The following is a 17,306-nucleotide window of genomic DNA, read 5'->3' on the forward strand; positions in this document are numbered from 1 at the left end:
GGAACTGTGTCGCCTAGCGCGCCGCCTCGCCCAGCAGGGTCTGTTTCCAGAACAGAAGGCTGGTCCAGAAATAGTAGTCCTCGTTCTCCTTCTTGTGGAAGCCGTGGCCCTCGTTCTGGGCCAGCAGGTGCCAGGCCGTGCCTCCGCGGCTGCGGACTGCGCTGACGATCTGGTCGGCTTCGGAGGCCGGGACGCGGGGATCGTTTCCACCGGTGGCGACCAGAAGCGGAATGGTGATCTTGTCGACGCTGGTCAGGGGGGAGATGGCTTGAAGCTGGGCGCGCTGAGCCGGATCCCGCTCGTCGCCGTATTCCACCCGTCTCAGGTCGCGGCGATAGGACTGGGTGTTTTCCAGGAAGGTGACGAAGTTGGAGATGGCGACATAGCAGTTCGCCCCTCTCAGCCGGTCGCTGTAATGGACCGCTGTGGCGTAACACATGTAGCCGCCGTAGGAGACGCCGGTGACGGCGAAGCGCGAGGCGTCAAGGGTGGGATCGACCTCGAGCGCGTCCAGGAAGGCGCCGATGTCCTTGACCGAATTCTCGCGCTGGAACGGGCCGTTGTCCAGATTGACGAACCGGGTGCCGAAGCCGGACGAGCCGCGCACGTTCGGGAAAAAAAGGGCCACGCCCATCTCGTTCAGCAGATAGTTCTGCGCGCCCAGGAAATCGGGGCGCGTCTGGCCTTCAGGACCGCCGTGAATATCGACAATCAGCGGCCGCTTGCCGGGGAATTTGGCGGGGTCGGGCCGGTAGAGGAAGCCGGACACCGTCTCGCCGTCGAAGCTCCTCACCTCGACCAGTTGCGGCTCGACGTTGACGGCAGGGTCCAGACCGCCCGTCTCGCTATAGGTCCATTGGGTGACGGCCAGGGTGGTCGGATCGACGGAGAAGGCGTCGCCGGAGACGCGCGCGGACGACAGGCTGAGGCCGATCGCGCCCCAGGGGGCGATGTCGATGGCCGGGCCGATGCTGTAGGGGATGACGCCTTCCGGCAGACCTGTGACGACCCGGACGGCGCCGGTCGCGACATCCATAACCTTCAGCCGCGATATCCCAGCCTCGTTGACCGCATAGGCGATGAAGTCGCCGTCCGGAGCGACGGCGTAGTCGCTGATGTCCCAGCGGGCTTCAGTGCTGACCGGCACAAAGCCGTTCCGCTCGATCCGCCCCAGACGCAGGAAGTCGGAATCCTTGTTCGAGGTCGCCCAGACGGCGCCGTCGGGCCCGTACTGAGGATCGACATAGGAGACCTGCGCGACGGGGTCGGTCAGCGGCGTCATCCGGCCCGAGGCGAGGTCCAGCTCATAGACAACGGCCCTATTGATCGACATCCGGTTCAGGACCAGGGCCTTGGTCCCGTCCCTGGAGAAGTCGGCGATGTTCCAGCCGCCGCCGGACACCTGGGCCACCAGACGGTCGGTCGAGGGGTCGGAGGGATCGACCACATAGAGGTCCATGTCCGCGCCGTTGCGACGCGATGAGGCGTAGCCGACCCGCTTGCCGTCCCGACTCCAGGCGCCGAACCAGTTGCGGCTCTTGCCGTCCGTAATCAAGCTCAACCGACCGGCGGCCAGGGTGTAGAGTTGATAGAATTCGTCGCCCCCATTGTCCTTCTGGACAAGAAGGGTCTGACCGTTCGGCGACAGGGCGCCGGCCAGGATCGGCTCGGCCTCGAAACTGATCTGGGTCCGGGCGCCGTCAGGAGCGGCGACGACGTGAAGCTGATCCGTGGCGCCGAACCGGGTCTTGATCAGCATCGACTGATCGGCGGCGTTCCAGCCCAGGAAGGTCGCACGGCGCGTCTGAAGATAGGGCTGGCTCGCCGCGACCAGGTCGTCGGGCACGGCGGGAAGGCCGTCGGCGACGATGGCGGCGGGCTTGGGCGCCTCGGCCAGGGCCGCAGGAGCGACGCTCAGGGCGAGCAGGAGAGCCATCGGCAGACGGGAAATCATGACACAGACCGTGTGAAAAATGGAGGAGCAGAAGGTGAGATCGCCGGCCCAATGGAGGAGCGGGGCCGGCGATCCGGAGCGCAGAACCAGAACTAGAAGCGGTACCGCGCGCCAACCGTGACGTACCGACCGATGACGTCGTAATACGGCGAATAGAGCGACCCGACCGGCGGGTCCTTGTCGAACAGGTTGGTCGCATTGGCGTACAGCTCGACCCCGTTTGCGCCGTAGTGCGCCAGGTCGGCCGTCAGCCCTAGATCGACATAGGTGAAGGCGTCGATGTGGTTGTTCGAGATGGCGACGGTGCTGTTGTAGTCGCCCGCCGAGATGTAGCGCGCGCGCAGGTTCGCGCCGAACACCTCGCCCTTCCAGCCGAGGCTGGCGTTGACCCGCAGCTTGGGTACGCCCAGGCCGAAAGAATAGCCCTGGGATTCGACATATTCGATCTTGGTCACGCCGTCGTCCGTGGTCAGGCTGTTCACCCAGGTGCCGACCAAGCGCATCATCACCCGGCCCGTCGCGCCCGGAACCCAGAGGTCGGCGTCGGAGGCGTAGGAGGCCTCGGCGTCGATCCCGTCCGTGTGGTACTCGGCCAGGTTCACATAGGTGGACATGGTGCGGACCAGATTGCCCGCCGAGTCGCGCTCGACCTTGGAGCAGAGGTCGAGGTTGCCGTTGTAGCAGCGGTTGACCAGATCCTGCGGCGCAATCGTCGTTATCACGTCGTCGATCTTGATGTCGTAATAATCCAGCGACAGGTTCAGGCCTGGGATCGAAGGCGGCGAATAGGTGACGCCCAGGGTCAGTGTATCGGCGGTCTCCGGGCGGAGGTTGGGATTACCGCCGCCGTTGTTCAGCGTATAAACTAAAGCCCCGTTCTTGGCCGGGTCATTGATGTTGTTCCAGCCGGTGGTGGTGGTGGTGAACAGCTCCGAAAGATTGGCCGAACGGATATCGCGCGACTGAGTCACACGGCCGCGGAAGCCGGGGAAGAACTCGTTGGTGGCGCCAACCTTCCAAGACCAGATCGAGCCCGTGGTGTCGTAGTCCGAGATGCGAGCTGCAGCATTGAACTGCAGGTCGTTCAGGATCGGCAGATCCTTGACGATCGGGACCAGGACTTCGGCGAAGGCCTCCTTCACGCTGAACTCGCCGGACATGGCCGAGAAGCTGAACGTCTTGAAGGCCTTGGCCGCGTCCAGCTCGCCAATGCGCTGATCGGTCTGCTCCTTGCGGGCTTCCAGGCCGACGGCGATCGACACGTCGCCGGCCGGCAGGCTGAAGGGCTCGCCACGCAGGCTGACGCCGGCGACGTCCAGCTTGGTGGTGGCCCGCTGCTGAGGCGTGCCGGTGACATAATCGATGGCTTCCTGAGACGGCGCGCCCAGGCCAAAGAGATTGATCGGCACGCAGCCCGAGTTGGGATTGGTCAGGGTCACGCGGCAGACGGCTCGACCGCTCACGGGATCGATTACGGAATCGACCGCATTGGCGAATTCGGTCTTCAGCAGGAAACCGGGCGTATCGATATTATTCTCAAACTCGCCGTGGCTGTAGTAGGCGCCCCAGCGCCAGCTGTCGCCGAACTCGCCGTCCACGGCCAGAGTGGCCTGGGTGGTGACGCGCTCGAAATCGATCGTGGAATAGGACAGATCGGAGTTGAAACGTCCGAAGGTGAAGGACGTCTGGCCAGCGGCCGCCATCTGCTGCTTGATCGTGGATGACAAGAAGGCGTTGTCGATGCTGATGGTCAGGTCGCCGCGATCGTGATCGCCGAACCAGACATAGTCGTTCCACATCCGCGAGTGACGGACGTCAGCAGTGACCCGCAGCTTGTCATTGATCTCATAGACGGCGCTGGCCAGGCCGGTGTAGCGGCGCTGCGGCGTGACCAGGGGGCTGAGATCGTCATTGGACGGACCTTCGCCGCCGATCGAGTTGGTCCCGCTGACTGTGCCGTAATCGAAAGGCCGAAGCGTGCCGTCCGGGTTAAACACCTTACCGCGGTTCACGCCCGACAGGATCAGACCGCCGTAAGCGGCGTTGGCGAAACCGACGTCGGGCTGCAAGGCGCCGTTGACCGTCGCCCATCGGCCGATATTCGGGCGTGAAGCCTTGGGGATGACGCCTTCGTTGTCGAGGTATTCGCCGCCGATGACGAAGTGGCCGCGCCCGTCGGCGAAGTCCGCGCCCCAGGCGCCTTCGAACCGTTCCTGCTCAGCGTCGTCGTAGGAGGACACGCCGTATTCGGCGCCCAGCTTGCCGCCGGTGAAATAGCGATCAATGCCGATGTTCACGACGCCGGCGACGGCGCCTGAGCCCCAGGCGGCCGATGCGCCGCCCGTAACCACGTCGACGCTCTTGACCAGCACCGACGGCACGGCGTTCAGATCGTTCTCGCTGGACACGCGACGCCCATCGATCAGGACCAAGGTCCGGTTGATGCCCAGGCCGCGCAGATCGACCGGCGCATTGCCCGCACCGGTGTTGGTGCCGGTCGTCTGGGCCGATGTGGTGGCGCGGAATTGAGGCATGTCGTTGAGGGCGGCGGCGATATTCGGCCGCGCGCCGACCGACAGATCCTCGGCGGAAAGATGGATGGTCGGCGTCGGCGCCTCGAAGCCGGCGCGGTCGATCCGCGAGGCGGTGACGACGATGTCATCGACCGAGGCCGCATCCTCTGGGGCGCCCGCCTCCTGGGCATGGACAGAGGTGGCGCAGGCCATCAGCGCGATGGCGCTGCAATAATAGGTCAGGTTGCGATTAAGACGAGACAAAGCGAGATTCCTCATGGCGACGACGCCCCTCCCCAGGGTTGCCCAATGCGACCGGCGCTCTGCGGCGCCTGTTCGCCCCCGCTGTCATTGGGCCTGAGAGTTTCGGGCCGTTCGCCGACCCTTTCTCCTTCGGCGAGGCCGCATCCCCCGGATTCGACCTTCTCTCCAGCGTTCCTTCAGCAAGACGGTCCGTTTGCCTGAGCGTTTCCGGGGCGGTTGCGCCTTCGGCGTCGGCGGGAACCGATCTCTCCCGCCTTGCTGAAGCGAGTAAGATCGACCAACGAATGCCTGTCAAATCGGCACGCCTCGCAAGGCTAATGCTTCTATTTTCACATTCATGCAATTACATGCCGCTTTTGAAGCGCGTCAGTCGTTTGTCGCCGAGCGACTCTCGGTCACCGCAGGATCGGTGAAAGCGAGGTGACAGAAACACCGCCTTCAGAAGAAAGAGACTTATCCACAGGAAAGCCTTAGGGCGCCCTAGGGTCGTCCGGCGCCCGTTCCGCCGCCTGCATGGCGGCCCGCCAACGCTGCAGAAGCCCCTCGCGACGCGCCTGATCAAGATTGGCGAGCAAGGCCGGTCCCACACGGACCGGCCGAGCGCCGGGGATAGAGGTGCGACGCTCGGTAAGAATGTCGTCGCGAGCCGGGCGGACCCCCAGGCCGGCGATGATCCTCTGCCCTTCACGCGATAAAAGAAAATCCAGAAAAAGCCGGGCGGCGTTGGGGTGGGCCGCGTTGCGGGGTATGAAGGCCACGCGCGAGACGGACAGATGATAGTCCTCTGGCGTAACCAGGCCGATATCGGGCGCCCGGGCGACCCACGACGCCCCGTAAGACTGGTTCATATTGTAGGCGAAGGCCATGCGGCCCTCAGCCAGTTGGCCCATCATCCTTTGGCCGGACGTATCGGCACGCGGATGAGTAGACCCCAGGGCAGTCATCAGGGCCCAAGCGTCGGGATAGATCTGGATGTCGGCCGACAGTTGCAGAAGCGCCACCCCGCTGCGTTCGGCGTCATACAGGGTGACCCGGCGGAAAAACCGGTCCGCGTCGGTAGACAGCCGTTCGAGCAGTTGGGCGTGGCTGCGCGGCACGATCTCCGACGGCAACCGCCTGCGATTATAGGCGAAGACGACGGGCTCGGCCGTCACACCGAACGCCTGGTCTCGCCAGACCGAGCCGTCCGGCATGGCCGCCCGATGCGGCGATCGATAAACTTGGGCGTAGCCGTCATTGATCAGCTTGACCTGCACGTCCATCGCTGTGCTCCAGACCAGATCCGGCCCCTCCAGTCCGGAGGCGGCGCGGGACTGGACTCGGTTCGCGATCAGGGTCGAGTTGATGTCCTCGAGCCGCACCGCGATCTCGGGCCAGCGCCGTTGAAACGCCGCCAGCACAGGCCCCATCAGGCTAGTGTTCGTGAGGATGTGCAGCCCGCCCTCGCGCCTGGCCAGCCATCGGACGCGGGGCGCCGTCGCGACCCCGTCCGGCTCGCCCGCGCAGGCCGAAACCCCCGCCCCCGCGAGTCCGAGAAGCAGATGTCGGCGGTCCGTCTTCACCGGGGCGGGTTTCCCGCTATTGTACCGCTCATGATCCGCTCCTTCGCATCGCCATGAGAATACTGGTCGTCGAGGATGACAAGGCGCTTCAGCATTCGCTCGAGGCCAGCCTTCTGGCGGTCGGTTTCGAACTCCGCTCCACCGACAGCGGGGACCAAGCCCTTCATCTGGAAGCGACGGAGCGGTTCGACGCCGCCGTGTTGGACATCGGCCTTCCCGACATCGACGGTTTCGAGGTCCTGAAGGCCTTCAGACGGCGGGGATCGCAGACGCCCGTCCTCATGCTGACCGCGCGCGACGCCCTGGGCGACCGGGTGGCGGGACTGGATTTCGGCGCTGATGACTATCTCGTCAAACCCTTCGCCCCTTCGGAACTGATCGCCCGATTGAGAGCGATCGTGCGTCGACGCCAGGGTCGGGCGGCGGGCGCCGCGATCGTCGGCTCACTGGTCTGCGACTGGGACGCCGGCCGGGCCCAGGTCAATGACCGGGAGCTGTCGCTCCGTCCGCGCGAATGGGCGGCCCTGCGCGTTCTGGCCTCGCGCGCTGGCCAGGTGGTGGATCGGGAGTTGTTGGCGGCCGAAGTCTTTCCGCAGGATGAGGCTCCCTCGCTCAACGCCCTGGAGATCCATGTCGGTCGGCTGAGGCGCCAGTTGCAGCCTGACGGCCCCGCCGTGACCAATATCCGCGGTCGCGGCTATCGTCTCGATCCATGAGCGAGGCGCCCGGCTCGCGCCGCCCCCACAGTCTGGTGACACGTCTGCTGATCGCCCAGGTCGCGCCCCTGGCCCTGTTCGCCGTCGTGGTGCTGGCGGTCGGGGCTTGGACGGCCCACCGCGTGGTGGCGGAGACGGCCGACCGCCTCCTGGCGGGGGCGCTGCAGACCATCCGGGAAACGGTCTCGGTCGCCGACGGCAAGGTGACTGTCGATGTCGCGCCCTGGACTCTGGGCCTGCTCGACGGTCCCGAGCGGGACGCCGTCTTCTACAGTGTTCGCGAGGGCGGCCGACTGATCACAGGCTATGAGGAGTTGCCGCGCCTGCCCGACGCCTCGTCGGATGCTCCGATCTTCGCCGACCTGTCCGTCCGCGGCGTGCCGGTTCGCATGGCCCAGCAAACCCTGACGATCCCAGGAAGACCCGCCCCCGTCACCGTGTCGGTGGCTCAGAGCCTGGACTCGCGACGCGCCAGCCTGTTGGATCTATATCGCAGCCTACTGCTGCCACCCACCCTGCTCGTCCTGTTGGCCGCGCTTCTGATCTGGCCGGCCTTGAAGTGGGGCCTCAACTCGCTCAAGCGGCTGATCGACGACCTGACGCGCCGCCCCGGTCCCCGTGCCGACTTCGCGCCCGCCGACATCGACCTGGCGCCCCGCGAATTCCAGCCGGTGCTGACCGCCTTCAACCATCTCCTGGCGCGGCTTGAGGCCTCGACGTCGGGGGTTCAGCGCTTCGCAGCCGACGCCTCGCACCAGTTGCGCACCCCGCTTTCGGTCGTGGCGGCCAATCTCGATCTGCTGGCGGGCGCGCCCAGGACCTGGACCGTGCGGGAGAGGCGTCTGATCGACGACTCCCGCGACGCGGTCGCCGGCATGACCCGGCTCGTCGGCCAGTTGCTTTCCACGGCCCGGGCTGACGGCGCCCGGATCAAGTCGTCTGCCGACCTGGGCCGGGCGGCGCGGCGCGCCTTTCAAATGGCTAAGGCGCGCCGGTCCGCCCCGAACGGCGCTCTACGCCTTCGTCTTCCGGCAGAGGCCGTGGTCGTTCTGGGCGCCGAGGACCTAATCGCTGAACAGATCCTCAATCTTATCGACAACGCCTTCCACCACGGCGCGCCGCCCGTCATCGTGCATGTGCGAACAACGGGCGCGGTCTGCGTCTGGGATCACGGCCCCGGCGTCGATGAGGCCGCCCTTCCCCGCCTTACAGACCGATTCTTCCGCGCCGCGCCCTCCCAGGCGTCCGGTTCCGGCCTCGGCCTCGCCATCGTTCGCACCTTGGCGGAGGCCCAAGGCGGGCAGTTCGGTTTATCCAACCGCAGCGGCGGGCGAAGCGGCCTCGTCGGGCGACTGACTTTCCAACCCAGTGCGGAAGAATGAGTCGTCGAAACGACAAGCCGTTCTGAAGGTGGACGCGCGCCACCGGATCGGGAGCGCCGTTCGCACCGACGGCGGCTGAAGGCGGCTTCGATCGATGTGCGGTTTAAGGCGGCTGCGCCGAAGACCCTCTCGCCAAGCCCCACCAGAGGGCTTTCGGTTTTGTCGGACAGCGCCCGTCGGCCGCCACAGCCCTGCGCGGCTTCGGTCGCTGGACCTTTGCTTTGTTTAGGTCCAGACAAAGCCTGACCAAGAAGACGCGGGAGGCGCCTGAGATGGGTGGCACGAAGGCCTCGGACGAATAGGCCGCAACGACGAACCCGTTGTTGCGGCGATCTGCTGACCTCCACCCGGCTGATCGCCGTCAAATCCAGCATTTGACGCGAAGCGATCCCTCATGTCCGACAACCGGCCCATTTGGGCCCACGCCCTTCCGACCGCCATCCTGCTGATGGCGCCCTTTGACCTGCTCGCCTCGCTGGCGATGGACATCTATCTGCCCGTGACGCCGGCCATGCCGGCCGCTTTGCAGGCCGATCCAGCCGTCATCCAGCTCACGCTCAGCGTCTACCTCCTCGGCCTCGGCCTCGGGCAAGTCATCTTCGGCCCGCTCTCAGACCGGTTCGGTCGGCGGCCTGTGCTTCTGTCCGGCGCGCTCACGTTCGCGGTGACTTCGGGCCTGTTGGCGATGGCGGCGTCAGGCTGGGCGTTCGTCGTCCTTCGGCTTGCTCAGGCGATGGGCGCCGCGGCGATGCTGGTGGCGACCTTCGCGACGGTCCGTGACGTGTACGGCGACAAGCCGGAGAGTGTCCGGATCTATGGCCTGTTCAGCGCGATGTTGGCCTTTGTGCCCGCGTTCGGACCCGTGCTCGGGGCGCTCGTTTCAGCGCAGTTGAGCTGGCGGGCGATCTTCTGGTTCTTGGCCGCTTTGACGCTTCCGCCCCTGATGCACGCGCTTTGGCGGTGGACGGAAACGCGCCCTTTGGGCGAAGCCTCTCGCCCACGCCCGGGCCCCATTCTCCGCAGTCGGGCCTTCCAAATCTACACCTTGGCGTTTGGAGCCGCGATGGGGTCCTTCTTCGTCTACGTCTCGACGGCGCCACGCATTCTTGTCGAAAGGGTGGGACTGTCGGAGCTTGAGTTCAGCCTCGCCTTCGCCAGCACGGCTTTCGTCATGATCGTCGCATCCCATGCCGCTCGCCCTTGCTTGGACCGATGGGGGGTGGCGGGCGCCGTTCAGCGGGGCATGGGCCTGCTGCTCGCGAGCGCCCTGTGTTTCGGCGCGAGCGCCGCCTTCGGCGAGCCCTCCATAGGGAGCGTCATCCTCCCGTCTTGGATCATGGCGGTGGGGATCGTCCTGACCGTGTCCGTCTCGGCGAATGGTGCCCTCGAAGCCTTCGGCGATCAGGCGGGCCTGGCCGTCGCGCTCTACTTTGCGGGCCAGAGCCTGATCGTAAGCCTCGTTGGGACCCTGGCCGTGATCCTATTCAACGGCAGCACAGTTTGGCCTCTGGCCGCCTACACGCTGACACTGCCAACCCTCGTGCTACTGGGTCTCAACGCATCACGGAAATCCTGAAACCCAAGAGATCATCACGGATCGAACAGGCGGCTGCAGCTCAACGTCGCCAACTCAGGGCGTCGCCTGCGCTTCCGTCTCGATCTCGTTTCTGAGCCAACGCAGACCGTGATCATGGTCCCGCCGGTCATGCCAGACCTGGACGAGCGCAATACGGGCGAGGGCGATCGGCGGCGCGCCGAGGACCAAACCCCTGTCTAGCCGCGCCTCAAGGCTTCGGCGCGCCGCCGTCAAAACCAGGCTTGTGCCTCGCACGATCCGAGGGGCGACGGACCAGTGCGGCAGGGTGAAGGTCACCCGACGAGCGTGGCCCAAGGCTTTCAAGGCGGCGTCCACCTCGCCCCTGTCGTCCGGCGACGCCGCCACCGCCACATGAGGTCGGGACAGATAGTCCTCCAAGGTCGCCGGCAGACCCGCCGCCTCGTCGGCAAGACAGGCGAATTGATCAATGAAGAGATCCGAACTGCGCAAGCCGTCGTCCCGCACGTCCGGATAGACGCCGATCGCCAGATCGATTTCGCCGGATCGGACCGCGCCCAAAGCGGCCTCGCGGCCCAGGGACACGAGCCGCAAGGCCGCACCCGGCGCCGTTTGAACAAGGCGCCTGACCAGCCCCGGCAACAGAACCTCGGCGGCGTAGTCCGACATCGAGACCCGAAACGCCCGCCTGAGGGTCTGCGGACTGAAGACCTCGTCCCGCAAAAGCCCTCCGAGCACGGCGAGGGCCTCGCCAAGGGGCGCGGCCAACGCCTGTGCGCGCGCGGTCGGCTCCAGCCGCCCGGCTCTGCGAACCAGGATCGGGTCATCAAGCAGAGCCCGAAGACGCGCCAGAGCCTGGCTGACGGCGGGCTGGGTCTTGTTCAGCCTCAGCGCTGCACGGGTCACATGGCGTTCAGAAAGCAAAGCGTCCAGGACCACGAGCAGGTTGAGATCAATGCCGGCGATTTCATTCGTCATACGCATGATCGCCATATTAAATATCCATTTCCATACGGGATGTGAATAACCGAAGATTGGCGCGCAATCACCAAGGGAGCGCCCGATGTCCGATACACCCTCCTTAGACCGCGGCCTGAGCCACATCGCCCTGGTCGTCCGTGAGATGGACCGCAGTCGTGAGTTCTATGAAACCTTCGCCGGCTTGCGGCTGGTGCATGAACGCCCTGCGGAGGGCCGTATCAGCCGCGTCGCCTGGCTGGCCGATCCCCACACCGCCTTCACGGTCGTGCTGGTCGAATCAAACCAGCTCGACGACACGCCGCTCGGTCCCTTTGGGCAAATTGGACTGGCGTGCCGGGATCAGGGCGAAGTGGACCGCCTCGCGGACCTCGCCAGGCGCAGGGGCGTCCTGCGGTCTCCGCCCGTTCAAAGCCCGCCTCCGGTCGGCTACTGGACCTACATCAGCGACCCAGACGGAAATACGCTGGAGCTATCCTTCGGACAGCAGATTCGGTTCACGGGCCGTCAGGGCGCCGAAGGACATTAAGCCGAGCGGCAGCGAGGCGCGCCTCAGCATCGGATTGACTCTCGCGCTATTTACGAAATTGTAGGTAGTCAATCAGCGCGTGTAGAGGAGGTATCGATGCTGAGAACTACGCTCATGGCGGCCGCCGCCGCCTCCATGATCAGCCTTGTTTCGGCGGAACAGGCTCAAGCAGGCACCTTCTATCTGCCGCCCCCCGGGGTGACGGCGCCGGCGACCGGGACCGTCACCTTCCAAACCTTCATAGGACCGGTCACCTGCTCGGTGCGATCGAGTTGGCGAATGCAGAGCGGTGCGCCGTGGTTGGGCACGTCAACCCTGACGGGACCGAACTGCTTCCTGGTGACCCTGAATGGGTTTGGAAGTCTGGTCGCCCCCACGCCGTCCACCCTGCCGTCGGGGATTAACAGCCAGGTGATCCTGAACTGGAGTGTGTCAGGAGGATCCACCTGCATGTCCTCCATGTCGCCCGGAATCTTCGACAATCCGACTTCGACCGTCAGCTTCACGGGGTCTGGGGTGAGTTGCGTCGCCTCGGGAACCTTGACGTTTCCAGGGCTGACGCTTCTTCCTTAGGCGCGTCGAGCAAGTCGTCGCTGGCCGCCAAGCTCGAGAAGGCGGGTCCTGTCGTGTCAGGCAAGCCCCAGCGACGCGCGCGCAAGAAGCGAAAAACTCGGCAGACTTATGCCCCCTCGACGATGTTCAGCGTCGTGACGGTCCCCTGAAAAATGCGTCTGGAGCGCATGTTGCAGCTTGTAGAACTCTGCCAACCGATAGCGCTCCGCATGGCTGACTCGTCCTTTTAGTCGCCATCATTACTGGGTGTGCGGTCTACTGAGCCAGAGAAGAGCGTAAGCCAAATCGTCGTATGGGGTTGCCTCGCACTCGCGGTAAGGCGGTCGCCGACCAGTCGCGCCGCATTCGGCGCCAAGGCCGAACGGCTGGTCTCTCAATACGATAGCTATGAACCTCTACCCGGCGTTCACCTGGACGGGCGCCGATCTCTCGGCGAGAACCTCGCAGATTTGGTCGGGGTGACCCTGGCGCTTGATGCGCTCCGGCTGCATGCGGCGGAGACCGGGATGGACATGAACGCCCGGTTGGACGGCTTCGCCGCAGAGCAGCGCTTCTTTCTGGGATGGGCGCAGTTCTGGCGCACACAGACAACTGAAGACGCCCTGAGGCGGTCAGTCTCAGAACAGCTACCACTCGCCGGCGCGTTACCGCGTCAACGGCGTCGTCCGCAATCTCGACGCCTGGTACGCGGCATTCGATGTCGGGCCGGACGCGGCTTTGTATCTACCGCCAGATGAAAGAGTGGTGGTTTGGTAGCGCCTCGGATTCACGATCAGAACTCGGCGCTTGCGAAAAGCGTATGCGCCCAACGTCGCCTTTGAGTCACGCCGCGTCATCCAGCCTGACCCCGGCTGATTAGAACTCATCCAGAGGCAATCCGAAAGGTGGGTACAGACGTGGGAACAATTCAAGATTGTGGCTTATGACATTGTTTTTATTTATTTAACCTACAAAGCGGACACTGCTTCCGCCGGCGCCCCGTCAGGCCGGATCCGTTCGCCCCAGATGCGCCTGCCCTCGCCTTCGGGCCAGCTCGATCTGTCTTTGCCGCTCCGCATAGCGCAGCCTCTGGGCGTCGTCGCGCGTGTCCCTGCAACGGTCGCAACAGACGCCTTCGATGAAATGGGGCGAGGCCCGCCCCGCCGCATCCATAGGCATGCGGCAGCCCCGGCAGAGCGTGTGCTTGCCCCGGACCAGACCGTGCCCCACGGAAACCCGCTCGTCGAAAACGAAGCAGTCGCCCCGCCACAGGCTGTCGGCAGGATCGACCTCTTCCAGATAGCGCAGTACGCCGCCTTCCAGATGGTGGACGTTCTCCACCCCTTCCGCTTTCAGAAAGGCGGTCGACTTTTCGCAACGAATGCCGCCGGTGCAGTACATGGCGACCCGCTGGGGCTTGCGTTCGTCCAGCAGCGCCCGGCCTTCCGTGCGGAACCAGTCGGGAAAGTCGCGGAAGCTGCGGGTGTTCGGCTGCACCGCCCTCTCGAAAGCGCCGATCTCGCCCTCATAATCATTGCGGGTGTCGATGACCAAGGTGGTCGGATCAGCGATCAGGGCGTTCCAGTCCTGAGGCGCCACATAGACCCCCGCCTGGCGCGCGGGGTCGAGATCGGGCTGACCCATGGTCACGATCTCGCGTTTGATGCGGACCTTCATCCGGAGGAAGGGCGCCTCCCCCGTCCAGGCGTATTTGACGTCCAGATCGGCGAACCCCGGCAAGGCGCGGATCTCACCCAACACCGCCTCAATCCCCGCCTCCGGCCCGGCGATCGTGCCGTTCAGCCCCTCGGTCGCGACCAGAAGCGTGCCCTTGACGCCGTACGCGTCGCAGACCGCCTGAAGCCGGTCCCGCACCAGGACAAGCTTGCTCTCCCCTATCGGCGCAAACCGATACAGGGCGGCGACTCGAGTCTGAGGAGAGGCGAAAGCGGGGTCTGTCATCGAGAAAGCTCTGATCGCCGCCGCCGGAGAATGGCGCGCCCTGTAGGACTCGAACCTACAACCGTCCGCTTAGAAGGCGGGTGCTCTATCCGGTTGAGCTAAGGGCGCTCGGCAAAGGCCCGACGTCAGTGCGTCCAGGGCTGTTTGCGGTTGGTTGCGAAGTTGTCGGCATAGGCCTTGATGATCGTCGGCGCCTCGTGCGGCTCGTGCAGCCGGAACGGAATGCCGTGACGTTCGGCATAGGCGACGGCCTCTTCCTTCGAATCGAAGGTCAGACGCACCTGGCCGTTCATGTCGGAGCTGCCCGTCCAGCCCATCAGCGGGTCGATCGTGCGGGCCGAGGCCGGTTCGAACTCCAGGCGCCAGTCGCGGCTCTTGGCCTTGCCGGACTGCATAGCGGTCTTGGCCGGGCGGTAGATGCGGGCGAGCATGGCGAAATCCCTAGTGATCGTCAGGTCCTGTGGACCTGCCATAACGCGCGCCGGACACGGAATCCAGCGGCCGTTCCTTGGTCGGGGCGAGAGGATTCGAACCTCCGACCCTCTGGTCCCAAACCAGATGCGCTACCAGGCTGCGCTACACCCCGGACCGAACGGAGCGCTCTATTGGCACTTCAGCGCGCAATCCGCAAATCATGGCTTGAAATAAGGGTGCAAAACCTTGTCGCCGGGCTTGGCGCCGATCTCGGAGGCCCGCCCCGCGCGCAGTTCCAGAACCCCGTTGGCGGCGCCGTTCGAGGGGATCGGCGTCTCGGAAAAGGGCGTGGCGTGCGAGGCGATGGAGACGATTCGCCCTTTCGGATCTATATAGAGAATGTCCAGCGAACTGGGGGTGTTGCGCATCCAGAAGCTCTGTTCGCGCGGCGGCTCTCCCGGCCATTGGAACAGCATGCCCTGATCGTCCGCCAACGGGGGACGGAACATCAGTCCGCGCTGCCGTTCGGGCTCATCGTCCGCGATCTCAACCCAAAAGGCGTGTTCGCCCGAGGCGGTGACGACCGCCAGCCGCTGCATCGGCTCGCCGTTGACGCCCACCGGCGCCTTGGCGGCGCACCCAGCCAGCGCCAGCGCCATCAAGCCGGCTGAAAACGCACGTCGCACCAGATCGACCATCCGCCCTCCGGGGCGGCCTTCAGCCGCCCGTTCTGATTTCCGCCACCACCAGCCCCTTGGGGCCGCTGGCGAACCGCACCTGAACCGCGTCGCCGGGAACCAGATCGTCCAGTCCACAACGGCGCAGCGTCTCTATATGGACGAAGATATCGCCGGGTTCGCGATCACGCACGACGAATCCGTAGCCCTTGGTGCGATTGAACCATTTGACCACGGCGGGCTCCAGCGTCGCGCCGGGGTCAAGCGGCGGCGCCGGCTTGTCGGCCTCGGTACCGGGCCGTCTCGCCACCGCCGCGACGTCGCCGACGCCCAGGTCGTGAACCTGGACGGCCTGCCATCCCTTGGCGCGCCGCACGCAGTCGCAAACGATGGGCGCGCCCTCTTCCGCATGGTCGCGCCCCTTGTCTCTCAGACTGCTGATGTGCAGCAGCACGTCCCGCAGATCGGTCAAAGTCGGATCGTCCGGAACGATGAAGCCATAGCCCTTCGTCGGATCGAACCATTTGACGCGACCGACGACACGAACGGTCTCCGCCGTTTCCATCCCGTGGTAGTCAGTCAACCTAATACCCCCGTCCGCTCCTCTACGGACCCTTGGATTCCGTTTAACACTGTTCCGCGAATCTTTGGAAAGCGGAATCTGGCCGCAGGGGGTGGGAATGTTGAGCGAGGTTAGCAGAAACGCCTCGGTTGTGTCGCACAAACGACACCAATCCGGCGCACCGCTCAACGATTGAATTGGCGAGGATTTCTATAGGTGAGGCGGCAGGCGGCCAGGCCCTCAGCTTCACCGCGTGGCAGTCCCTAGGGGAGGGTCAGAAGCGTCGCCATAAGAGCCTGAATGGCCTATAAAATACCGGATTTACTGGACTTTTCTCCTGCACCGTTTAGAACGCCGTAGAAGAAACCGTAGAAAACTGACATCCCGAATGGGGTGTTTCTGGTGGGGAAATGCTCGATGGCGTTGACGTGACCCCCTGAAACTCCTCCAGGAATAGCTAGAGTCCGCCCAACGAAGGACGGACAGAATGAAGCGATCGAGGTTCACGGAAGAGCAGATCATCGGGATCCTGCGGGAGCAGGAGGCCGGTGTAGCGACGGCGGAGGTGTGCCGACGCCACGGGGTCAGCTCGGCGACCTTTTACAAATGGAAGGCCAAGTTTGGCGGGCTCGACGTGTCGGAGGCTCGGCGGCTCAAGGCGCTCGAGGATGAGAACGCCCGGCTGAAGCGGATGCTGGCGGACGCGATGCTGGACAACGTGGCCCTGAAGGACCTGCTGGGAAAAAAGTGGTGACGCCCGCCGGCTATCGCGAGGCGGCTGGCCATCTGCAGGCCGCCTACGAGATGAGCGAAAGGCGGGCGTGCCGTGTTCTGGGCGTCGATCGGACGAGCGTGCGCTATCAGGCGACGCGCCCGGACGACGGCGCTCTGCGCGACCGGCTGAAGGCCCTGGCCCAGGAACGTCGACGGTTCGGCTATCGTCGCCTGCACGTGCTGCTGCGGCGCGAGGGCCATGCGGTCAACAGGAAACGGGTCCAGCGGATCTATCGCGACGAGCAACTGACGGTGCGCCGGCGCGGCGGCCGGAAGCGAGCGATGGGCACGCGGCGACCGCTGGACCTGCCGCTGGCGCCCAACCAGCGCTGGTCGCTGGACTTCGTCGCAGACCAGCTGACGGACGGGCGGCGCTTCCGCATCCTGACGGTGATCGATAACTGTACGCGCGAGTGCCTGGCGCTGGTGGCCGACACCTCGCTGTCGGGCGCGCGGGTCGTGCGGGAGTTGGACGCCGTCATCCGGCAGCGAGGGCGGCCCGACACCATCGTCAGCGACAACGGCACGGAGTACACCTCGAACGCGGTCCTGGCCTGGGCCGACGACACCGGCGTCGGCTGGCACTACATCGCGCCGGGCAAGCCCCAGCAGAACGGCTTCAACGAAAGCTTCAACGGGCGGCTGCGTGACGAGCTGCTGAACGAGACGCTGTTCCGCTCGCTGCCGCACGCTCGCGCCGTGCTGGAGGCGTGGCGACGCGATTACAACGAGCAGCGTCCGCACTCGAAGCTCGGGTGGCTGACGCCGCAGGCTTATGCAGAAGCGCTCACCGGACACATCGGCCGGCCTGCTGCGCTGGTTGATGGCTGCGCAGACCGGCCTCTTGCCAACCCAGCCGATCACAGCTCAGATCAACCTAGGACTCTCGTTATGGCTGGATGAGAAACGGGG

General features: G+C 65.1%; 14 protein-coding genes, 2 tRNA genes, 2 pseudogenes and 1 riboswitch. Of the genes and pseudogenes, 8 read left to right on the forward strand and 10 right to left on the reverse strand.

The window, feature by feature from the left end:
• Positions 1–13: 13 nt before the first annotated feature.
• The 3 genes from JL11_RS12450 to JL11_RS12460 all read right to left on the reverse strand — a co-directional run bounded on the left by JL11_RS12450 (position 14) and on the right by JL11_RS12460 (position 6,293).
• Positions 14–1,954 (reverse strand): S9 family peptidase, encoded by a 1,941-nt coding sequence (locus JL11_RS12450; RefSeq protein WP_054765935.1) that lies wholly within the window; start codon positions 1,952–1,954, stop codon positions 14–16.
• 92 nt (positions 1,955–2,046) lie between these two features.
• Entirely contained in the window at positions 2,047–4,731 is a 2,685-nt protein-coding gene (locus JL11_RS12455) for a TonB-dependent receptor domain-containing protein (protein ID WP_227975933.1), read from the reverse strand.
• A 175-nt stretch (positions 4,732–4,906) separates the two neighbouring features.
• A riboswitch (glycine riboswitch) is annotated at positions 4,907–4,994 on the reverse strand.
• A gap of 207 nt (positions 4,995–5,201) precedes the next feature.
• The gene (locus JL11_RS12460) at positions 5,202–6,293 is read right to left on the reverse strand and encodes an ABC transporter substrate-binding protein (protein ID WP_054765937.1); all 1,092 of its coding nucleotides are present in this window, start codon (positions 6,291–6,293) and stop codon (positions 5,202–5,204) included.
• Positions 6,294–6,346: 53 nt separating this feature from the next.
• On the opposite strand from JL11_RS12460, the gene JL11_RS12465 reads away from it, so the two are divergent.
• The 3 genes from JL11_RS12465 to cml all read left to right on the forward strand — a co-directional run bounded on the left by JL11_RS12465 (position 6,347) and on the right by cml (position 9,967).
• Positions 6,347–7,009 (forward strand): response regulator, encoded by a 663-nt coding sequence (locus JL11_RS12465; RefSeq protein ID WP_054765938.1) that lies wholly within the window; start codon positions 6,347–6,349, stop codon positions 7,007–7,009.
• Positions 7,006–8,391, forward strand: a complete 1,386-nt coding sequence (locus JL11_RS12470) for a sensor histidine kinase (protein ID WP_054765939.1) — start codon at positions 7,006–7,008, stop codon at positions 8,389–8,391. The genes JL11_RS12465 and JL11_RS12470 overlap by 4 nt, the downstream gene beginning before the upstream one ends.
• 394 nt (positions 8,392–8,785) lie before the next feature.
• On the forward strand, positions 8,786–9,967 hold the full coding sequence (gene cml, locus JL11_RS12475; protein WP_054765940.1) for a CmlA/FloR family chloramphenicol efflux MFS transporter: 1,182 nt from the start codon (positions 8,786–8,788) through the stop codon (positions 9,965–9,967).
• A gap of 54 nt (positions 9,968–10,021) precedes the next feature.
• On the opposite strand, the gene JL11_RS12480 is transcribed toward cml, so the two are convergent.
• A complete protein-coding gene (locus tag JL11_RS12480) occupies positions 10,022–10,930 on the reverse strand; it encodes a LysR family transcriptional regulator (RefSeq protein WP_082382800.1) in 909 nt (302 codons plus the stop codon).
• A 79-nt stretch (positions 10,931–11,009) separates the two neighbouring features.
• Between JL11_RS12480 and JL11_RS12485 the strand changes: the two genes are divergently transcribed.
• The 4 genes and pseudogenes from JL11_RS12485 to JL11_RS18260 form a co-directional block, all read left to right on the forward strand.
• Positions 11,010–11,453 (forward strand): VOC family protein, encoded by a 444-nt coding sequence (locus JL11_RS12485; protein ID WP_054765941.1) that lies wholly within the window; start codon positions 11,010–11,012, stop codon positions 11,451–11,453.
• 114 nt (positions 11,454–11,567) lie between these two features.
• Positions 11,568–12,026 (forward strand): hypothetical protein, encoded by a 459-nt coding sequence (locus JL11_RS17560; protein WP_152950363.1) that lies wholly within the window; start codon positions 11,568–11,570, stop codon positions 12,024–12,026.
• A gap of 248 nt (positions 12,027–12,274) precedes the next feature.
• Positions 12,275–12,622 (forward strand): annotated as a pseudogene (locus JL11_RS18255) (M13-type metalloendopeptidase); the annotation flags it as partial.
• A 34-nt stretch (positions 12,623–12,656) separates the two neighbouring features.
• Positions 12,657–12,782, forward strand: a pseudogene (locus tag JL11_RS18260) (M13-type metalloendopeptidase); the annotation flags it as partial.
• A 225-nt stretch (positions 12,783–13,007) separates the two neighbouring features.
• On the opposite strand, the gene trhO reads toward JL11_RS18260, so the two are convergent.
• From trhO to JL11_RS12520, 6 genes are all read right to left on the reverse strand, one after another.
• Positions 13,008–13,967, reverse strand: a complete 960-nt coding sequence (gene trhO / locus JL11_RS12495; protein ID WP_054766966.1) for an oxygen-dependent tRNA uridine(34) hydroxylase TrhO — start codon at positions 13,965–13,967, stop codon at positions 13,008–13,010.
• Between the two features lie 31 nt (positions 13,968–13,998).
• Positions 13,999–14,075 (reverse strand) — tRNA-Arg (locus tag JL11_RS12500).
• Positions 14,076–14,092: 17 nt separating this feature from the next.
• Positions 14,093–14,398: an ETC complex I subunit gene (locus JL11_RS12505; RefSeq protein WP_054765943.1), complete on the reverse strand. Its 306-nt coding sequence runs from the start codon at positions 14,396–14,398 to the stop codon at positions 14,093–14,095.
• 78 nt (positions 14,399–14,476) lie between these two features.
• A tRNA-Pro gene (locus tag JL11_RS12510) sits at positions 14,477–14,553 on the reverse strand.
• Positions 14,554–14,599: 46 nt separating this feature from the next.
• Positions 14,600–15,079 (reverse strand): DUF192 domain-containing protein, encoded by a 480-nt coding sequence (locus JL11_RS12515; protein ID WP_054765944.1) that lies wholly within the window; start codon positions 15,077–15,079, stop codon positions 14,600–14,602.
• Between the two features lie 19 nt (positions 15,080–15,098).
• Entirely contained in the window at positions 15,099–15,623 is a 525-nt protein-coding gene (locus tag JL11_RS12520; protein ID WP_054765945.1) for a cold-shock protein, read from the reverse strand.
• A 484-nt stretch (positions 15,624–16,107) separates the two neighbouring features.
• Between JL11_RS12520 and JL11_RS12530 the strand changes: the two genes are divergently transcribed.
• A protein-coding gene (locus tag JL11_RS12530) for an IS3 family transposase (RefSeq protein WP_165906610.1) occupies positions 16,108–17,297 on the forward strand; the annotation gives its coding sequence in 2 pieces (ribosomal slippage) (positions 16,108–16,360 and positions 16,360–17,297; 1,191 coding nt in all).
• Positions 17,298–17,306: the final 9 nt, after the last annotated feature.

It is taken from the genome of Brevundimonas sp. DS20 (assembly GCF_001310255.1).
GTDB classification, from domain to species: Bacteria; Pseudomonadota; Alphaproteobacteria; order Caulobacterales; family Caulobacteraceae; genus Brevundimonas; species Brevundimonas aurantiaca.